Origin of the sequence: Pseudoalteromonas sp. H103 (genome assembly GCF_001469205.1) — a bacterium.
Classification (GTDB): domain Bacteria; phylum Pseudomonadota; class Gammaproteobacteria; order Enterobacterales; family Alteromonadaceae; genus Pseudoalteromonas; species Pseudoalteromonas carrageenovora.
In genome coordinates, this window is sequence record NZ_LOFG01000001.1 from 280498 (window position 1) to 299417 (window position 18920).

Here is an 18920-nt window from a genome sequence, read left to right on the forward strand (position 1 = left end):
AAATAATCAGTAACTTAGCGTTTTGACTAAGTAAAACTCTGATCTCAACACCGATCTGCTTGGTAAAAATCTGATCTTTTACTTAGCTCTTAGTAAAAAACCGATCTATTTTTGAGCGAATGGTTACGTGCATCCATTAATATTGGGCAAAAGCAAAAGTTTGTAAGCTAAGTTAGTAAAGTGATGATCCCATCAAAAAGATTTTGTTTATCCTCAAATGAAATAAAACTGTAATCGCTTTAAAATATGTTTTTAACGACATTAATAATTAAAATGTTTTTAAAAATATGACGTTAATGAGGGTTTTTGTCACTAATTTGTGTTTTTTTTACCACGATTTTAATTTACACGTTACACTTTCATAAAAATGTCATACTTAGTCATAATAATGAAAACTAATTCGATAGCGTAAGAGATAATTTGGAATGTCACGTAAAGTACTAGTCGTAGATGACGAAGCTCCTATTAGGGAGATGTTGGTTTTTGTTTTAGAGCAAAATGGATTTCAGGCAATTGAAGCAGAAGATTACGACTCTGCCATTGCTGCAATGGTAGAACCTTACCCAGACATGGTTTTACTTGATTGGATGTTGCCAGGAGGCAGCGGTATTCAAATTGCTAAAAAGTTTAAGCAAAGTGAATATACTCGTCAAATTCCTATTATTATGCTTACTGCTCGCGGCGAAGAAGAAGATAAAGTTCGCGGCCTTGAAGTTGGCGCAGATGATTACGTGACTAAACCGTTTTCACCTAAAGAACTGATGGCACGTATTAAAGCGGTTATTCGCCGTGTTTCACCAACGTCATTAGAAGAAGCGATAGAAGTTCATGGTCTTCGTTTAGATCCTATCTCGCATCGTGTAACCTCTGAGGGAAGCGAGCTTGATATGGGTCCAACCGAATTTAGATTATTACACTTTTTTATGACCCACCCAGAGCGTGTGTATAGCCGTGAACAACTGCTAGATCATGTTTGGGGCACTAACGTATACGTTGAAGACCGTACTGTTGATGTGCATATTCGCCGCTTGCGTAAAGCGATTGCACCACTTGGACATGACCGTTTAGTACAAACTGTACGTGGCGCAGGTTACCGTTTTTCAAGCAAATTATAACGTACTTACAGCTTTGCTTGTTTGTAAAGTACTACTCTAAGGTAAAGTGAGTGTATGTATCGAGTTGTTAACAAGCAGGCGTTAGCAAAGCGCCTGTGTATTTATTTTTTACCCTTATTATTAATTGGTGTGCTAGTTGGCGCACCATTTTTGCTTTTATTTTTAGGCACAACTTCCCTTCTTGTATGGCACTACCATCAACTTTATCGTTTAAGTGACTGGCTCTTAAATCAACGTAGCTTTAATCCGCCTGAAGGTGAGGGCGCGTGGGAGCAAGTTTTTGAAGGTATATATCATTTACAACATCGCAATCGTAAAAAGCGTAACGAACTTGCTGATTTAATTAGGCGATTTCGTGATGGCGCTGAAGCGGTGCCCGACGCAGTTATAGTACTTCAAAACGATTTAAGTATTGTGTGGTGTAATCAGTTAGCACTTAAGGTGTTAGGTCTGCAGTGGCCTACAGATCATGGTCAGCGCTTAGATAACTTAATACGCGAACCTAAATTTGCAAAATATATGCACCGTGGTGAGTTTGAGGAGCCACTTGAACTTGATAATGGTCATGCAATAGAGCAAGTGCTTGAGTTTAGGGTAATGCCGTATGCAAGTACTCAGCTTATGGTTGTTGTGCGTGATGTAACGCGTTTAAAACAGCTTGAACAAATGCGCAAAGACTTTGTTGCCAATGTATCGCATGAGCTGCGCACGCCGCTTACGGTAGTGACAGGCTACCTAGAAATGATGGATGGCGATATGATGCCACCGCCTGCTATGTGGAATAAAGCGCAAAATACCATGCTTGAGCAATGTAAGCGCATGGATAGCTTAGTTAATCAGCTTCTATCGCTATCGCGAATTGAAGGCGCTCGTCGTCAAGACAGCGATAAAGTAGTAAATGTACCTCAGCTACTTGGTTATATTCAAACCGAAGCGCAATCAATTAACCAAGATAAAGGCCACGAGCTAATTTTTAATATTGATACCACTTTAGATATTAAAGGGGCAGAGGATGAGCTACGCAGCGCATTTTCTAACTTAGTATTTAACGCAATTCATTACACTAAACCCGGTGGAAAAATTGAAGTAACTTGGCAGCGTAAAAATAATCATGCCTGTTTTAGCGTAAATGATAATGGCGATGGTATTGCGCCTGAGCATATAAACCGTTTAACCGAGCGCTTTTACCGCGTAGATAAAGCCAGAAGCCGAACAACCGGTGGCTCAGGTTTAGGGCTTGCGATCACAAAACATGTGCTTACAAGGCATGACAGCCAATTAAATATTAGTAGCGTGGTGGGTAAAGGATCGTGTTTTTCTTTTGAATTTTCAATAGATAAGATAGTTCCACAAGCGTAAAAAATCAAAGTCATAAAAGTGTCATTTAAGGGTAATGTAACTGTCATCTACTCACTTTAGAGTAGACGGCAGTTAGGAAATGGGACGAACAAATCGGAGAACCCCACATGAAATTTAAAAATTTAGTTGCCGCAATGGGTGTGGCTGTTACAACTTTAGTATCTGCGCAGGCTGTTGCACTTGATAAAGCAATTCCTGAATATCAAAAAATTAACGGTGTTTCAGGTAACTTTTCATCTGTAGGTTCTGATACGTTAGCCAACATGATGACTTTTTGGGCTGAAGAGTACAAACGTATTTACCCAAATGTAAACATTCAAATTCAGGCGGCAGGTTCTTCAACTGCTCCACCGGCGCTTACCGAAGGTACCTCAAATATGGGACCTATGAGCCGTAAAATGAAATCTAAAGAAATCGAAGCGTTCGAAAAGCGTTACGGTTACAAACCAACTGAAGTACGTGTAGCAATTGATGCACTAGCGGTATTTGTACACAAAGATAACCCAATTGAAGGTCTTCGTATTGACCAAGTAGATGCTGTTTTTTCTTCTACTCGTAAGTGTGGTGCATCTGAGCAAGTTAACCGTTGGAGTGATGTTGGTTTAACTGGCGACTGGGCTGCAAAAGACATTCAATTATACGGACGTAACTCTGTATCTGGTACGTACGGTTACTTTAAAAAGAAAGCACTATGTAAAGGTGATTTCCGTAACAACGTAAACGAGCAACCAGGTTCTGCATCTGTAGTGCAGTCAATCTCTTCATCATTAAATGCTATTGGTTACTCAGGTATTGGTTACAAAACGTCAGGTGTACGTACTGTGCCACTAGCTAAAAAAGGCACTAACTTTGTAGATGCAACACTTGAAAACGTTGCGCAAGGTAAATACCCACTGTCTCGCTTTTTATACCTTTACGTAAATAAGCACCCTAACAAGCCACTTTCGCCAATTGAAGCAGAGTTCTTGAGAATGGTACTTTCTAAAGACGGTCAAAAAATCGTTGAAAAAGATGGTTACGTACCACTATCTGCTAAGTTAGTAGAAGTTGAACTTAAAAAGCTTGGTTTATAATATAAATCTAAGTTAATAAAAAACCGCTCAATGAGCGGTTTTTTTGTATCTATAATCTAAAGCTAAATTATATATTACCTAACTTTTCGGCCTGTACTTTACACTGGTTATAGCTTTCTACACATTTACCCGAGCATACTTGTTTTTTTAAACTTTCAGCAGTTGTTTGTTGTTCACAGCTGGTTTCGCACTGGTAGTTTTGTTGAGCACACTGGTTCATTTCAGGGTTTTCAACTTGGTTTTGACAACCTGCTAATAGTACAAAAGTAAGGGCAACTACGCTTGATTTTAGTAAAGTTTGCATGCTTATCTTATCCTTAAAGTCGCTCGCTAAAGTGTTATACCAATCCGCGATAATACTTAATCATTTTGGGGCTAAACGTGTCGCTACCTGCATTAAAAACCCTCATTTACGACTGCATAGATGCAGAAGGTAGAGCAATACAGGAGTAATTGCCGAGAACAACTCAATAACGAGTTTTTTCCTAGCTATTAACAGGCTTTCCACCCTCAAAATAGATTACTTAATTAGCGAATGGGTATTAAATAACAACTTGTAAGTTGTCTATTAATCTAACACTGCCTAAAAAGGCTGCGGCTAAAATAACAAATTGTGTATCTTCGAGTGTAGCAGCTTTTAATGTATCTCGTTGAGCTATCTCAAAATAGTCAGGTTTTAAACCTGCCGCTTCTAAGTTTTGCTTAGCGCTATTACTCAGTGCAATAAAGTCTTTATTACCGCTTTTTATTTGCTCTGCACATTCGTTTAAGGTTTTAAAAAGTACTGTAGCAGTCGCTTTTTGATCGGCCGATAGGTATCCGTTACGCGAGCTCATGGCAAGGCCTGAGACTTCTCGCATCGTAGGTACGCCAATAACTTCAACTGGTATTGATAAGTCGCGGGTCATGGTTTTAATAACTTGCAGCTGCTGGAAGTCTTTTTCACCAAAGCAGGCATAATCTGGCTGTACTAAGTTAAATAGCTTAGTAACAACAGTTGCGACTCCTCTAAAGTGACCAGGGCGTGAGCCGCCGCAATAACCCATAGATATATTGGGTACATCAACAAAGCTCTGTGCACCTAAACCGTTAGGGTAAATGGTGTCTACGCTTGGGGTAAATACAATATCGGTTTCAAGGTCGGCAAGACCTTGTTTATCTTCATTGAGTGTACGCGGGTAGTTATCTAAATCTTCATTTGCGCCAAATTGCATTGGGTTTACAAAAATGCTTACGACTACCTTATCGGCCAATGTTTTTGCTTTTTCAACAAGCGAAAAATGGCCTCGGTGTAAGTTACCCATGGTTGGCACTAATGCCACGCTAAGACCTGCTTGGCGCCATGCTTTAATTTGACTACGTAATGATTTGATTTCTGTAATTGACTGCATTATTTAAACTCGTGTTCGGCGCTTGGGAACGCGCCACTTTTAACGTCTGTACAATATTTTTGAACGGCTTGTGGCATGTTGCCTGTTTCGAGCAAAAAGTTTTTAGAAAATTTAGGTATGTAACCTGCTGAAATACCCACAAGGTCGTGCATTACTAATATTTGACCATCGGTTAAACTTCCTGCGCCAATACCAATAGTAGGTATGTTAATCGCATCAGTAATACGTTCAGCAAGGGCACTTGGAATACATTCTAGTACTAATAATTGCGCGCCTGCTGCTTCAAGTGCTTTTGCATCATCAATCATTTTTTGTGCTTTGTCGTCTTCACGGCCTTGAATTTTAAAACCACCAAATACATGCACTGATTGAGGTGTAAGTCCTAAATGACCACATACCGGAATACCTTGCTGAGTTAGTGTTTTAATGCTGTCGTATAGCCATTCGCCACCTTCAAGCTTTACCATATTAGCGCCAGCACGCATTAGCTCTGCAGCATTTTTACAGGTGTCACTTACACTTGAATAGGTCATAAATGGTAAATCGGCAATAACAAATAGCTCACGGCTACCTGCGCGTACACAACGTGTGTGATAGGCGATATCTTGATTAGTTACACCAAGCGTGTCGTCGCCACCTTGAAGTACCATACCTAAAGAATCACCCACTAAAATAACTTCTACGCCGTTATCATGAAATAACTTAGCAAAGCTGGCATCGTAGGCCGTTAGCGCAGTGATTTTGTTATTTTCTGCTTTCATTTTATTTAAAGTAGAAACGGTTATTTTAGACATAATATTCCTCGCAGGCTAAAGCCTTGGTTAATTACAGAGGTAATTGCTGTAGGTCGTTGAGCGGTAAACCATCTGCAATGGTTTTTAATGCAATACCGCTTGGTAAAATAAGTTCGGGTGCAAGTTCTAGTAACGGATAAACTACAAACTCACGTTCGCATAAACCATAATGTGGCACAGTTAAACGGGTCGTATTAATAATCTGCTGGCCAAAAAGTAGCGTGTCTATGTCTAGCGTGCGCGGCCCCCAACGTTCGGCCTTTCTAACACGGCCGTGCTCAAGTTCAATTGCTTGAGTGAAATCAAGTAATTGCTCTGGCTCAAGGGATGTTTTTATACAGGCTACTGCGTTAACGTAATCGGGCTGATCTTGCGGGCCCATAGGTTTACTTGCATAGTAATGCGATACGCTTATAAATTCGCAATTAGGCAGCTTTTTAAGCGCTGTTACTGCGTTATCAAGCTGCTCTTTTGGTGAGTTTAGGTTGGCTCCTAAACCCAAATAAACACGCTGCATGTTTTTACTCAGTTGGCTTTTTTGTATTACGGCGACGAGGGCGTTTACGTGGCTTAGGTCCACCTTGATGACCTAAGTTTTTCACCATCTCTTTTTGACCGTTAATATCTTTGCTTAAGTATTGAGTCCACCACTGCGCTAATTCGCTATGTTGTGTTTCGCCTGCATCTACGCGTAATAATAAAAAGTCGTAAGCTGCTTTAAAGCGAGGCTGTTGCGTTAGCCTGTAAGCACGTTGACCTGCTCGTTTATCTAAACGATGCTGAATATGCCAAATGTCGCGAGCACCTAAGGTAAAGCGTTTTGGTACAGCAATATGCTGTGAATTATCGCTAAGTACTTTATTCATTGCTTGTGCAAAAGCGTCGTATTCAGAAAGTTGCTCTTGGTTTTGAATCTTTTTAGTACGTTCAAGTAGCGGAAACCATAGTAAGGCGGCAAATACAAAAGCGGGTGTTACTTTTTTGTCAGCATTTATGCGTTTATCGGTGTTTTGAAACATTTGCTGAATAAATGCAGTTTCAAGACCGCTTGGATTTTTATCTAAAATTTTATCAAGTTCAGGAAATAGCGATTTAAATAAACCGTATTGACGTAACATTAAAAAGTTAGCTTCGGCTTTACCGTTTAAAAACAGTTTAAGTACTTCTTCAAACAAACGCGCAGGCGGAATGTTATCAAGTAAGCTGGCAAGTGCAGTAATTGGCTTTTCGCTATTAGGTGCAATGCTCATATCAAGTTTTGTAGCAAAGCGTACCGCTCGTAGCATACGAACAGGGTCTTCACGGTAACGTGTTTCAGGATCGCCAATTAGCTCAATTTGCTTTGCTTTAATTGCAGCTAAGCCGTTAGCGTAATCGTGAATGCTAAAATCGTTAATTGAGTAATACAAAGCGTTGATTGAAAAGTCACGGCGCTCGGCGTCTTCTTCAATACTACCAAAAACGTTGTCGCGTAATAATTGCCCTTCATTACTTGATTGGCTTATTTGGTTTTTGTCTTCTTGCGCTTCGTGGTGCCCGCGCATTGTGGCTACTTCAATAATTTCGCGACCAAATACAATGTGCGCTAAACGAAAGCGGCGGCCAATAAGGCGACAGTTTCTAAAAAGCTTTTTTACCTGATCAGGCGTTGCGTTTGTTACTACGTCAAAATCTTTTGGCTGTTGACCTAACAATATATCGCGAATACAACCACCAACTAGGTAGGCATCGTAACCACCGTCTTTTAAGCGGTATAATACTTTGATTGCATTTGGGCTAAATTGTTTGCGAGAAATACCATGTTCACCACGCGGGATCACTAACGGTTCGCTACTTACAGCGGCACTTTCAGTATTGGTACTTGGGCCAATAATCTGCCTGCAAAATTGAAAAAGCTTGGAAATAATAATCTGTCTCCTACAGAAGGTGTTGATTGGCTCTGTATTGCAATCAAAACTGCAGCAAGTATAGGCGTTAAAACGTATTACTGGCTGCTTAACATAATTAGCATATATTTAGGCGGCTATCATATACCAGCAGGGTTTAAAAATTAAGTTGATGTGTTGAAATTAAGCCGTTTTTAGCTATTTTATTTGCTTAAATGCGTAAATTGGACTGCTTGGTGAGTAGGATGTTGAGAAATTTGTATTTCAGGCACTTTAGGTACTTGCTTTATGCTAAAGTTTTTAACTCCCCACGCAATTAATTGTTCAATATTTAAATCTATTAAATCGGTGCTGATGGGCAAACCTAAAAATTCAAACGCACTGATTAAAGCAGGTTTTGGGTTTTGTTTACTAATTGCTGGTGCGTAATTTTGTTTAGAGAGTTTAAAGCCAGGTTCTGCAACCGCTAAAGGTAAATGGGCAAACTCAGGAGTAGGGCTGTTGAGTTGTTTAAATAAACTTATTTGCCTTGCTGTTGGTTCAATTAAATCAGCGCCTCTAACAATACGATTTATACCTTGGTCAATATCATCGATAACAACAACAAGCTGGTATGCAAATAATCCATCACTTCGCTTTATAAGGTAATCTTCAACGGCGAGGCCTTTATTTACGTTTATAGCACCTTGTATTAAATCGCTAAAATGAGTAGTGGGGTATTGCTGAGTAAGGCGTAGTGCACCTGTAGTTTTATCATGATTAAGTGACTTGCAATGCCCTTGATAAATGCCGCCAATGGCTTTTATTTGTTTACGCGTACAACGACATGCATAAATAAGATTTTGTTTTAAAAGTGTTTGAGTAACATCTTGATATAAATCTAAGCGCTGCGTTTGATAAACAACGGGTTCATCCCAGTTGAGGGCGTAGGCTTGTAAGGTGTGTAAAATATCGGAGTCAGCGTTTTTGACCACGCGTGTAGTATCTATGTCTTCTATACGTACTAACCACTTTCCTTGGTTAGCTTTAGCATCAAGAAAGCTACCCACAGCCGCCACAAGTGAGCCAAAGTGTAATGGCCCAGAAGGAGACGGTGCAAAACGACCGCGATAGTCACGCAAAGGCGTGGTAACGGCTGTAGGAGACATAGTTAATTAATATTGGTTAATTAACCGCGTCCAGCTTGTTTTTCTTTGATTTCTGCAAGTGTTTTACAATCTACACATAAATCAGCAGTTGGGCGCGCTTCTAAGCGGCGAATGCCAATTTCGATGCCACATGATTCACAAAAGCCAAAATCGTCTTCTTTAATTAAATTGATTGTTTTTTCAATTTTTTTGATCAGTTTACGTTCGCGGTCACGAGTTCTTAGTTCTAAAGAGAACTCTTCTTCTTGCGCAGCGCGGTCAACTGGATCAGGAAAGTTAGCAGCTTCGTCTTGCATATGCGATTTTGTGCGGTCAACTTCGTTACGTAAATCGTTGCGCCATGCTTCTAAAATCGCTTTAAAATGAGCACGTTGTGCTTCATTCATATACTCTTCGCCCGGCTTTTCTTGGTATGGTTCTAAACCGGCCTGAGCCAATAAACCATGTCTTTTTTGGTCTGGCATAACTCTCTCCTAAATCCTTAATTTAATGCCTCAGCATTAGCCGGCGGTATAAATAGCAGAATCTTATACCCTAGGCAAATTTATTTTTGATTAATCGAATTAGCTTCAACCATATTTTGCGGCTAAAAAGCACATTTTTTGCTAATTGTTCTTTTAATAGCCGCATTTTCGCTTTCTAAAACTTGCCTATTAATATGGGCAAAAAGTTTAAAAACAAGTTAAATTTTTAATTTTAAGCATTATAGACTCATATTTTTACGAGTTAGCTATAAATGCAATTTTCTCATTGAGTATTATTTCGTTGGCGCTAATGCTTGCCTTATACACTAAAACCTCAACACCTTTACTAATAGCGTGGTTTAATAGTGCGTTATATTTTTCATCTATATGTGCAGCACCGCTCACTTTATTTATACCTTCGTGCAATACAGCGAACAGTAATACTGCACGGTGGCCTTGTTCGATCATTTCAATGAGTTCGCGAATATGTTTTTGCCCACGCAGCGTTTGCGCATCCGGAAAATAGCCTTGAGCGCTTTGCGGGTCACTTTGACTTAGTAATGTGACCGATTTTACTTCAACGTAGCAATCACTTTTACTGCTATCGGTAAGTAAAAAGTCTATGCGGCTATTTTCACTGCCGTACTTTACTTCGCTTTGCAGTTGCTCATAGCCGTTAAGCTCAGTAATAACATTGTTGTTTATAGCCTCTTCAACCACTTTATTAGCAATGGCTGTATTTACACAAATAAGTTGCGATAAATTATTTTTGGTCAGCTCTAGTGATTGTGGGTATTTTCGCTTGGCGTTGTCGCTGGTTGAATAAAAAGCGCTAAAGCCAGGTTCTGCACAGCCGGTCATTTTGCCTGTGTTGGCACAATGAGCGGTAAACTCGCTGCCATCTTTAAGTTGTAGGTCGGCTAAAAAACGTTTGTAGCGCTTTAATAGGGTCGCGCTTTGTAGGGCTGGGCTGTATTTCATTAAATATTCCAATACTAAACGCAGTTGGTACGTAGGTTTATGTTATTTATCTCAAGCTGTTGGGAACTTGTGCGCACTATAGTAAACTCGTTGGCACATTTAAGTGCAAGGATATTCTAACATGAGTGAAAAATTTGTTGTTCAACTAAGCGAACACGCAGCACCGAGCCATTGGGGCGAAAGCGCCACGTTGTCTTTTAACGAGCAAGGCGCAACGGTTCATTTATCTGAGCAAGAAACATTAAAAAATGTTCAAAAAGCAGCGCGTACTATTGCTAACCAAGGCGTAAAAAGCGTTGTATTAGCTGGTGATGCATGGTGCACCGAAAGCCAGTGGGCTTTTTACCAAGGCTTTGTGACACCAAAGTTATTAGATGGTGTTGAATTTACAGATAACGCACAGTCAGATATTAAAGAGCTTGCACATTTAAAAGCCTCGGCTACATGGGCACGTGAAATGGTAAACGGCACAGCTGATGACATTTACCCAGAGAGCCTTGCTGAAAAAGCAGCTGAATTTATTCAATCATTAGCGCCTGAGCACGTAAGTTACCAAATCATTAAAGGTGATGCCTTATTAGAGCAACAGTGGATTGGTATTCATGCGGTTGGCCGTGGCAGTGTTCGCCCTCCTGTATTACTTGAGCTTGATTACAACCCTACAGGCGATGAAAATGCACCAGTAAGTGCAGCCCTTGTAGGTAAAGGTATTACATTTGACTCTGGTGGTTATTCAATCAAGTCAAGCGAAGGTATGCTTGGTATGAAGTGCGACATGGGCGGTGCAGCAACGGTAACCGCAGGTTTAGCATTGGCTATTAATCGTGGTGTAGAAAAACGCATTAAATTATTTTTATGTTGTGCAGAGAACTTAATCTCTGGTCATGCATACAAGTTAGGCGATATTTTAACTTACAAAAACGGTACAACTGTTGAAATTGTAAATACCGATGCTGAAGGACGATTAGTACTTGCCGATGGCTTAATGGCTGCAGGCGAAACGGGTGCACCATTAATTATTGATGCCGCTACGTTAACGGGCGCTGCACTTGTTGCTGTTGGCCAAGAGTACAACGCTTTATTTGCACTTGATAAAGAACTAGTTCGTGAAGTAGAAGATTTTGCGTCTCAAGAAATGGAAGCAGCATGGCCATTACCACTTGAAAAATGGCACCAGCAAAATTGCCCATCACCATACGCTGATACGGCTAATAGCCGTGCTCAAAAAGGTGGCGGTTACGGCGGCGCATCAAACGCGGCAGGCTTTTTATCACGCTTTGTACCAAACGATGGTAAAGGTTGGGTACACATAGATTTAGCTGCTGCATTTAATATGGGCAGCACCAGTCAATGGGCTGCGGGTGCAACAACTCAAGGCATGAGAACAGTTGCCCGTACATTGTTAGAAAAAGCTTAATAATACGTAAAATAGGCTTTTAATACTTTAAATAGGCACCTTTTGGTGCCTATTTTATTATTTACAGGCAAGCAATTTTTTTTTATTTGCGGTAAAATCCTGCGCCAATACCTGTTTGAGTGTTTATTTATTGGCTAAAGAGCCTTCACTCAAATGTTATACTCACCACTGGGGTTCTAACTATGTCAGATAAGTGCTACATCACAGCTCAACAGCTACTTGAAGATTCATTCCGCGTAGCGGCACAAGTTTATAAAGACGGCTTTCGTCCAGACTTTATTATTGGTATTTGGCGAGGTGGTGCACCAATCGGTATTGCTGTGCAAGAGTATTACGATTACAAAGGTATTGAAACCGACCATATTGCGGTTCGTACTTCGTCTTATTACGGCATTGGTAAACAATCAAAAGAAATTAAAGTACACGGTTTACACTACATTGTAGAAAACGCCAATGCGGGTGACTCGTTACTAATTGTTGATGATGTATTTGACTCAGGCCGCAGTATTGTCGCTCTTAAAGAAAAGCTTTCTGAGTTAATGCGTTTAAACCTACCTAGCGACATTCGTATTGCGTGCCCGTACTACAAACCTAAAAACTCAAAAGTAGATACTATTCCAGATTACTACATTCATGAATCGGAAGAGTGGTTAGTGTTCCCGCATGAGTTATCGGGTTTAACGCCTGATGAAATCATTGAAGGTAAATCAGACCTTGCGAAGATTCACGATATCTTACTAGAAAAGTAATATGTAATTTATCCATAAAAAAAGGCCGTTGAGGCCTTTTTTTATGAGAAAATTTTAAATAACTTAAAGTTGAGCAAAGCTATCAACATATTCGCTAAGTTTGGGAATGTCGACCGCCTGCAAACCATGAGTACTTCTTTGCACTAGATCTTTTTCAACGAGTTCAGTCACAACGCGTCTGTAAGCTCGCTCAGTGGTTGCAAAGCGTTCGGCTTCGGCATTCACTGTAGGGTAAGCTCTTAGAAGCGTAGGGTTGTTGTTCTCGGCTCTTAATAAGCAATCCTTAGCTATGTTGTAGCTCAGGGGTAGTAATAACTTATCTAAATTGATTTTTTGGTTTTCCTGAAACTTAGCCGCGATAGTTTGTGCTGTGTATAAGCTAAGTTCTGGCTTTTCGAGTAGTAGTGCTCGCCAATGTCGCAATTCAATTAAGTTATAGGTTACGTCACTAAAACACGTAACAGTATAAATACACGGGTTATTGTTAAGCGCTTCTATTTCGCCTATCAACGTATTGTTGCAATCCAATTGACCTAACAGCAGGCGGCGTCCGTTGCCTACATCGTAACTAAACGACACAGTGCCACTGCGTACAAGCACAAGCTTGCTTAAAGGCTGATCTTGGTGGATCAGCACTTCTTTTTTTGATTGCTGATAACTACTACCCGCAAAGGTAAGAAGTTGTTCAACAAGGTAACTAGAAAAATGGTATTGAAACATCAATATGCTCTTCGGACAATTGTCCTATTTATTACACCCTAATGACGTTAACATTAAAGCTCTAAGAATTTACGCTAACTTGCAATTACATCTAGCCTTGCTAGATGTATTATTTTACCTTCATTTCCCGTGTAATGATTTAGGAAGTTGTTGGCAACCACCAGCAAACTTTTTTGGGTTTTTATGCAAGTTAGCTTTTTTATTTAACACTTTGCAATACTTATAAGTGCCATAAGTTAGCAGTAATGTAATGCTAACCTAAAGCCTAGGAGAGAACAATTGAGTTGGGAATATTTAGGTTATATTGCATCAGCTTTATTGGTTGCATCGTTAACAATGACCGATGTAGTTAAACTGCGTTGGTATAATATGTTTGGCTGTATTGTTTTTACAGCTTATGGTGTGGCAATTAACGCCGTACCTGTCATTTTCACTAATGGCTTACTTGCGCTAGTAAACATGTATCATATTATTAAATTATATCGCCAGCCAAAAGTAGTTCAGGCAAAAAGCTAAACTATTCGGTGGTACTAAAAAGGGTTAACGTGAGTTAACCCTTTTTTTGTTTTATTTATCGTTAACTTTTTTTTTGTACTTAAGCTTACCGGCAACCCATGTTTGTAATACATGAGTGCTATAAATTTCTTCAACGGGTACTTTAAAGTAGTCTTTGTCTATTAAAATAAAGTCAGCCCATTTACCTTTCTCTAAGCTGCCAACTTTAAACTCTTGATGTGCCGCATAAGCACCGCCTAGCGTGAACGCACGTAATGCATCTTCCCTATTAAGTACTTCACTTGCACGCCAGCCGTTTTCAGGCAATTTATTATGATCCATCCGTGTAATAGCTGAATACAGGCCATCAAATGGGTTTGCCAGTTCTACAGGATAATCAGACCCTGCAGCCACTACCGAACCTTGTTTTAAAAATGTTTGCCAAGCATAAGCACCGCTTAGTTGTTTGTCAGTTAAACGCTGCTCTGCCATGTGCATATCTGAAGTAGCATGAACAGGTTGCATAGATGGAATTATTTTCAATGCTTTGAAGCGAGGAATATCGTCAGGCTTTACAATTTGCGCGTGCTCTATTCGGTTTCGAAGAAGTATTCCGCCAGTTTTTTTAAATACATTTTGATAGGCATCAAGAACTACCTTATTTGCTTTATCACCAATAGCGTGCGTATTTGCGCTAAAGCCGCTTTTAAAGCTTTGAGTAAAAATAGACTCGAGCTTTTGCTGTGTTTCAAGCATTAAACCATGATGACCTGCTCTGTCTGCATATTCTTCAATAAGGGCAGCACCACGAGATCCTAATGCGCCATCGGCATATACTTTAACACTACGAATTTCCATAAAGTCATTTTTGTCATGGTAGCGGCCTGCTTTTAGCATTTCTTCTAAATCTGGACTTGCACCGCTTAACATAGCCACAATTCTAAGTGGTAAATTACCTAAGTCGCCACGTTCTTTGTAAACTTGCCATGTGGTTTTATCAATACCTGCATCGTGTGTTGAGGTAATGCCTAAGCTTAATAAGTGCTTGCCGGCTGCATCTAGTGAATTACTAATATCTTCTTTTGAAGGAGCTGGCATATGTTTTGTAATTAGCGCTTCGGCTTTATCAACAAATATGCCTGTAGGGCTGCCAAACTCATCTTTTATTATTTCACCGCCTTCAGGCGCTTTGGTTGTAGCGGTTATGCCTGCAAGTTCAAGCGCTTTACTATTTACCCAAATAGCGTGGCTGTCAACGCGTGAAAGTACAACAGGGCGGTCGTTAACTATTTTATCTAAGTCTTTAGCGCTTGGAAAGCGGGTATCGCTCCAAAGCTCTTGGTTCCAGCCTCGGCCTACAATCCAGCCTTGTTTATCTTTAGCAAACTCTTTTAATTTTGAAGTAACGTCATCAACCGATTTTGCACCTCGTACATCTAATTGCGATAAGTTGTCGCCAAGGCCAATTACATGGCCATGTGCGTCAATCAAACCCGGTAGCAAAGTGTTGCCATGTGCATCAATTAGTTTCGCATCAGGAAAGCTATTCTTAAGGGCATCTCTACCTAGTTTTATTACCTTACCATTTTTAATAACAAGGGTAGAAAATTGCTGTACTTCACCTTTGTATAAAGGTGTGTAGCCGTTTGCGTTGTATATAACTTTGGTTTGAGCAATAGCGTGGCACGAACTAGCTAATATGCTTACTAGTAGCAGTGGTTTTATCAATGTTTTGAGTTGCATAAGGTATTATTTTTTATTGTTTGTGCGTTAACACTAGCAAACCAAAATTTATAATACCAATGTGAGAGGTGAGTAATACCATATTATTTTTTGGTTGCGTATTAGGTAATTTATGTGAATACTACCTAGTATTAGCGATTTATTAACGCATAAGGAGTTGCTATGAAAGCTCTATACTTTATATTTCCAATGACTGCCTTACTTAGTGCATGCAGTTCAACTACAGATTCTTCGGAAGATATATCTAAGCTTAATTATTTAGACTTATCTACTCCAGAATTACGTGATACAGAAAAAGAATACTGGCTAAACAAAAAAAGGGTAGAGCCAATCTATCCGGCTAAAGCCGCTAAAAAAGGCATTACAGGGTGTGTCGAGCTTGTGACAGTCATTAATTCACAAGGTAAAGCGCAAGGTTATAAGGTCATTTCTTCATACCCAGAAGGTGTGTTTGATCAAAGCTCTCTTAAAGCTGTCAAGTTGTGGCGTTGGAAGGCAGCCCCTCAAAATACAAATAAGCAACCAGTATTAACAAATATTAGACTGGATTATTCACTCACGCCAGAACCGACAGGCGAAGAGTATCTAAAAAATTGTCCTGCTCGTAAGTTTTATTACTAACCATAAATAAATTTCAGGCTAGGCAATAACCTAGCCATAACTTTTGAATTATTACTTACTTGCATATATGCCGTATTCGCTAAGTGAAAGTCGGCTGTCTTTGTCTTTATCATAGCTTGCAAAGCGTGACCATAAGGCGGGATCTATTGCGGTTTCTGCTCGAGATAAAAAGCCATTTTTGTTTCTATCTAATTTTTTAAATTGCTCTGCAATATTGTTGTTGGCTGCAAAGGTAGCTGCGCTAAAAATACTAAACGCGAAGAGCGCCATATAGCTTATGTTTTTCATACAAATCACTTAGTAGAGGTTATTGGTGAGATAATTTTTAAATTCGACTAACGAAATTTGGTTATCTTGGTTCTTGTCCCACATCACAAACGTGCTCAAAAGTTGCGGTTGAGGTTCAAGTTCATCTTGGGTTAGGTAGCCACTTTTATTGCTATCGAGATGATCAAAGCGTTGTTTTACATCAAGTGCAGCGGCATTAAAGCTAAAAAGCAAAAATAGGCTTGATACAAATGTAAGTATCTTCATGGTATTCCTTCCAAAAGATGTATTTAAAATGAGCTATTAAAATAGTGAAAAAGCACTTGCCGTAATTTAACTCCCAACATTAAATCCGTTTACACACTCCCTCAGGGATTATGGCAAATGCTTTTAATTCAACTTTACCTGTAACAAGCTTAAATAAAACTTAACTAAAGCGAGTTATGGCTTAAAACTTTCAAATTCCTTTTTTGAAATCTTTTCATCGTCATCTTCATCTAAATCAGAAAATTGTCTCATTACTTCTTTGTCTTGCTTTGCTTCAGCAAGTGTAATTTGTCCGTCCATGTCTTTATCTAAATGAGCAAAGCGAACATGCATTGGCGACGCCAATACGGTTGCGCTAATGGCTAAAAACATTAACGAAAAAGCGGCTATAAGTTGTTTCATAATCACATTCCTTATTTAATGAGTTATTGAATGAACTTTTTGAATTCGTTTAGCGACAACTGACCATCTTGGTTGGTGTCGATTTGCGAAAAATTCTCATGAAGCACTGCGTCTTCACCAGCTTCGGCTTCACTTAAAGTACCGTTGCTGTCTTTATCTAGTTCATTAAAAGTGGCTTGAACGTCCATTGCCAAGGCGCTTGCGCTTAAAAAGCCTAAAGCAGCTAATGATGAGATCACTAAAAAGCGGTTGTTCATAATTATTTCCTTTTAAATAAATTTAGATTAGCTACTACAAAAACAATGCCAATTTTTATTTTTGTTAATAATCAATTGCTTATTTGTTTTTTGATTTTAAGGTAAGAAATTTTTACAGAGCTTTGTGTGATTTTTGCAACACTTTTAACTGCATTGCTTTGTATGGCTACTATATCAATAGCTTACGTTGTTGCCATTTGGCCACAATTAAGGCGTAATAGGGCTTGAACGTATTAAATATAATTACTGATTCAGCTAGTGTATAAGGTAAAAGCCTGATAATAGATACTAAAAAGCAAAGGACTAAACACAATGCCTGCAACTATGGCTAAAAAGTACCATGCATTACTTAATTGGCGCCCTAACTTAATCGGACAGTTTGTAATAAGTATGTTGTTATCTTTATTACCACTTTCGTTAGTGGTAATTGTGTTTTTAAATGCACTTAATAAACAACTCGCCGTTATTCAGCAAATAGTCAGTGACAATTATCACGTTACCAAATCATTCAATACTTTAAAGCAAGAGCTCAATAGTTTAGAGCGTGCGACTCGGCAAAACTGGGTTTTAAAAAGTGAATCTCTTGATGACCTAATTGTAGATAAATGGCAAACATCGCTGCAAAGTATTGATGAGTTAACCCAATTTAGCTCATCAGCCGATTACAACGCTAATTGGCAACGCTTAGCACACACCTTACAAACTGCTCATACTCAATTAGTAGAAGAAAAACAGCAGCAAGCAGATTTATTTTTACCTATTAGTGACTTAGTTGCAGAGCTGACCATATGGCTTCGCGACGTAAATGCAGAGCAAATAAAGAACAATCAAAATGAGCTTTCTTCATTGCAGTCTTCATTTATAAATTGGCTGGTGGCACTTATTCCGCTAACTCTAATTGTGGGCGGCGGTTTTTTATGGCGTATTAGTAAGCGCCTTAAAGGCTTAACTTCAGTAATCGATAAATTAGGGCAAGGGCATTGGCAGCAAAAAATAGCCGTTCATGGCTCAGCAGAGTTAGTTGAGCTTGGTAATAAGCTGCAGTGGGTGCAAGAGCAGCTGCGTGTACTTGAACAGCAAAAAGACACTTTTTTACGCCATGTAACACACGAGCTAAAAACACCGCTTGCTTCAATGGTCGAAGGAACTGACCTTTTAAGTGATGAAATTGTAGGCCCTATAACCGACGAGCAAAAAGCAGTACTTGAACTGATTAGTCAGTCAATGGTGCGTCTGCGAACCATGATTGATAGCCTACTTAGTTACAATGCAATTCGTACCAGCAAAGATAGTTTAAGTGAAGTAGAGTTTAGCTATTTAATTAAGAAAATTAATAGTCATTTTGAACATCGTTTAAGTGCCCGAAATCAAGCACTTCAGTGGCAAAATAACTTACCAAATAAACCGCTTGCTTTGCCTAGTGAATTAATAGAAATGATTTTAATACAGCTTATTTCAAATGGCTTAAAGTTTTCAGAGCAAGGGCAGCACGTAGCTATAGATTTAGCGCTTGAGCAAAGCCAGCTAAATATAAAAGTAATAGACCATGGCTGTGGTATTAAAGAGCAAGAAAAAACACAGATTTTCGGCGCATTTTACCAAGGTAAACATAATAAAGATGTTACGCTGCAAGGCAGTGGCTTAGGTTTAACCATAGTTAAAGAATCGGTAGAGCAATTAAGGGGTAAATTAAGCGTTGAGCATAATGAGCCTCATGGTTGCCAATTTTTAATAAAAATTCCCATAACAATAAATCAAGGAGTTAACTAGC

The 18920-nt window shown here is 39.3% G+C and carries 22 protein-coding genes; 8 read left to right on the forward strand and 14 right to left on the reverse strand.

Annotation, left to right across the window (positions count from 1 at the left end; genetic code table 11):
- Positions 1-425: 425 nt before the first annotated feature.
- From phoB to ATS74_RS01315, 3 genes are all read left to right on the forward strand, one after another.
- Positions 426-1115 carry a phosphate regulon transcriptional regulator PhoB gene (gene phoB / locus ATS74_RS01305; protein ID WP_058547137.1) on the forward strand — a complete coding sequence of 230 codons (690 nt, stop codon included), beginning with the start codon at positions 426-428 and terminating at the stop codon, positions 1113-1115.
- Between the two features lie 54 nt (positions 1116-1169).
- Entirely contained in the window at positions 1170-2474 is a 1305-nt protein-coding gene (phoR, locus tag ATS74_RS01310; protein ID WP_058547138.1) for a phosphate regulon sensor histidine kinase PhoR, read from the forward strand.
- Positions 2475-2581: 107 nt separating this feature from the next.
- Positions 2582-3547, forward strand: coding sequence for a PstS family phosphate ABC transporter substrate-binding protein (locus ATS74_RS01315; RefSeq protein WP_058547139.1), 966 nt, complete (start codon positions 2582-2584; stop codon positions 3545-3547).
- 67 nt (positions 3548-3614) lie between these two features.
- On the opposite strand, the gene ATS74_RS01320 is transcribed toward ATS74_RS01315, so the two are convergent.
- The 8 genes from ATS74_RS01320 to sfsA all read right to left on the reverse strand — a co-directional run bounded on the left by ATS74_RS01320 (position 3615) and on the right by sfsA (position 10211).
- Positions 3615-3851 carry a hypothetical protein gene (locus ATS74_RS01320; protein WP_058547140.1) on the reverse strand — a complete coding sequence of 79 codons (237 nt, stop codon included), beginning with the start codon at positions 3849-3851 and terminating at the stop codon, positions 3615-3617.
- Positions 3852-4089: 238 nt separating this feature from the next.
- The gene (panC, locus tag ATS74_RS01325; RefSeq protein WP_058547141.1) at positions 4090-4938 is read right to left on the reverse strand and encodes a pantoate--beta-alanine ligase; all 849 of its coding nucleotides are present in this window, start codon (positions 4936-4938) and stop codon (positions 4090-4092) included.
- Positions 4938-5732, reverse strand: a complete 795-nt coding sequence (gene panB / locus ATS74_RS01330; RefSeq protein ID WP_058547142.1) for a 3-methyl-2-oxobutanoate hydroxymethyltransferase — start codon at positions 5730-5732, stop codon at positions 4938-4940. Before panB ends, panC begins: the two co-directional genes overlap by 1 nt.
- Positions 5733-5763: 31 nt before the next feature.
- The gene (gene folK, locus ATS74_RS01335) at positions 5764-6249 is read right to left on the reverse strand and encodes a 2-amino-4-hydroxy-6-hydroxymethyldihydropteridine diphosphokinase (RefSeq protein WP_058547143.1); all 486 of its coding nucleotides are present in this window, start codon (positions 6247-6249) and stop codon (positions 5764-5766) included.
- A 4-nt stretch (positions 6250-6253) separates the two neighbouring features.
- Entirely contained in the window at positions 6254-7552 is a 1299-nt protein-coding gene (gene pcnB, locus ATS74_RS01340; protein ID WP_058547144.1) for a polynucleotide adenylyltransferase PcnB, read from the reverse strand.
- Positions 7553-7821: 269 nt separating this feature from the next.
- Positions 7822-8766: a tRNA glutamyl-Q(34) synthetase GluQRS gene (gene gluQRS, locus ATS74_RS01345; RefSeq protein WP_058547145.1), complete on the reverse strand. Its 945-nt coding sequence runs from the start codon at positions 8764-8766 to the stop codon at positions 7822-7824.
- Positions 8767-8786: 20 nt separating this feature from the next.
- Positions 8787-9230, reverse strand: a complete 444-nt coding sequence (dksA, locus tag ATS74_RS01350) for an RNA polymerase-binding protein DksA (protein WP_058547146.1) — start codon at positions 9228-9230, stop codon at positions 8787-8789.
- Between the two features lie 255 nt (positions 9231-9485).
- Positions 9486-10211 (reverse strand): DNA/RNA nuclease SfsA, encoded by a 726-nt coding sequence (gene sfsA / locus ATS74_RS01355; RefSeq protein ID WP_058547147.1) that lies wholly within the window; start codon positions 10209-10211, stop codon positions 9486-9488.
- A gap of 121 nt (positions 10212-10332) precedes the next feature.
- On the opposite strand from sfsA, the gene pepB reads away from it, so the two are divergent.
- Both pepB and ATS74_RS01365 read left to right on the forward strand, forming a co-directional pair.
- Positions 10333-11628 carry an aminopeptidase PepB gene (gene pepB / locus ATS74_RS01360; RefSeq protein WP_058547148.1) on the forward strand — a complete coding sequence of 432 codons (1296 nt, stop codon included), beginning with the start codon at positions 10333-10335 and terminating at the stop codon, positions 11626-11628.
- A gap of 182 nt (positions 11629-11810) precedes the next feature.
- Entirely contained in the window at positions 11811-12377 is a 567-nt protein-coding gene (locus ATS74_RS01365; protein ID WP_058547149.1) for a phosphoribosyltransferase, read from the forward strand.
- Positions 12378-12440: 63 nt separating this feature from the next.
- Here the strand turns inward: ATS74_RS01365 and ATS74_RS01370 are convergent, their stop codons facing one another.
- Positions 12441-13097 carry a Crp/Fnr family transcriptional regulator gene (locus ATS74_RS01370; RefSeq protein ID WP_058547150.1) on the reverse strand — a complete coding sequence of 219 codons (657 nt, stop codon included), beginning with the start codon at positions 13095-13097 and terminating at the stop codon, positions 12441-12443.
- A gap of 279 nt (positions 13098-13376) precedes the next feature.
- Here ATS74_RS01370 and ATS74_RS01375 point away from each other — a divergent pair, with 279 nt between their 5' ends.
- Positions 13377-13613, forward strand: coding sequence for a YgjV family protein (locus ATS74_RS01375; RefSeq protein ID WP_058547151.1), 237 nt, complete (start codon positions 13377-13379; stop codon positions 13611-13613).
- A gap of 51 nt (positions 13614-13664) precedes the next feature.
- On the opposite strand, the gene ATS74_RS01380 is transcribed toward ATS74_RS01375, so the two are convergent.
- Positions 13665-15335: an amidohydrolase gene (locus ATS74_RS01380; RefSeq protein WP_058547152.1), complete on the reverse strand. Its 1671-nt coding sequence runs from the start codon at positions 15333-15335 to the stop codon at positions 13665-13667.
- A gap of 162 nt (positions 15336-15497) precedes the next feature.
- On the opposite strand from ATS74_RS01380, the gene ATS74_RS01385 reads away from it, so the two are divergent.
- Entirely contained in the window at positions 15498-15956 is a 459-nt protein-coding gene (locus tag ATS74_RS01385; protein WP_058547153.1) for an energy transducer TonB, read from the forward strand.
- 51 nt (positions 15957-16007) lie between these two features.
- Here ATS74_RS01385 and ATS74_RS01390 read toward each other — a convergent pair whose 3' ends face one another.
- The 4 genes from ATS74_RS01390 to ATS74_RS01405 all read right to left on the reverse strand — a co-directional run bounded on the left by ATS74_RS01390 (position 16008) and on the right by ATS74_RS01405 (position 17149).
- Complete coding sequence (locus ATS74_RS01390; protein WP_058547154.1) at positions 16008-16244, reverse strand: calcium-binding protein; 237 nt, start codon at positions 16242-16244, stop codon at positions 16008-16010.
- Between the two features lie 9 nt (positions 16245-16253).
- Positions 16254-16490 carry an EF-hand domain-containing protein gene (locus tag ATS74_RS01395; protein ID WP_058547155.1) on the reverse strand — a complete coding sequence of 79 codons (237 nt, stop codon included), beginning with the start codon at positions 16488-16490 and terminating at the stop codon, positions 16254-16256.
- Between the two features lie 174 nt (positions 16491-16664).
- Positions 16665-16892, reverse strand: coding sequence for a hypothetical protein (locus ATS74_RS01400; protein ID WP_058547156.1), 228 nt, complete (start codon positions 16890-16892; stop codon positions 16665-16667).
- Between the two features lie 23 nt (positions 16893-16915).
- Complete coding sequence (locus ATS74_RS01405) at positions 16916-17149, reverse strand: EF-hand domain-containing protein (RefSeq protein ID WP_058547157.1); 234 nt, start codon at positions 17147-17149, stop codon at positions 16916-16918.
- A gap of 312 nt (positions 17150-17461) precedes the next feature.
- Between ATS74_RS01405 and ATS74_RS01410 the strand changes: the two genes are divergently transcribed.
- Positions 17462-18919: a sensor histidine kinase gene (locus ATS74_RS01410; RefSeq protein WP_058547158.1), complete on the forward strand. Its 1458-nt coding sequence runs from the start codon at positions 17462-17464 to the stop codon at positions 18917-18919.
- Position 18920 lies beyond the last annotated feature (1 nt).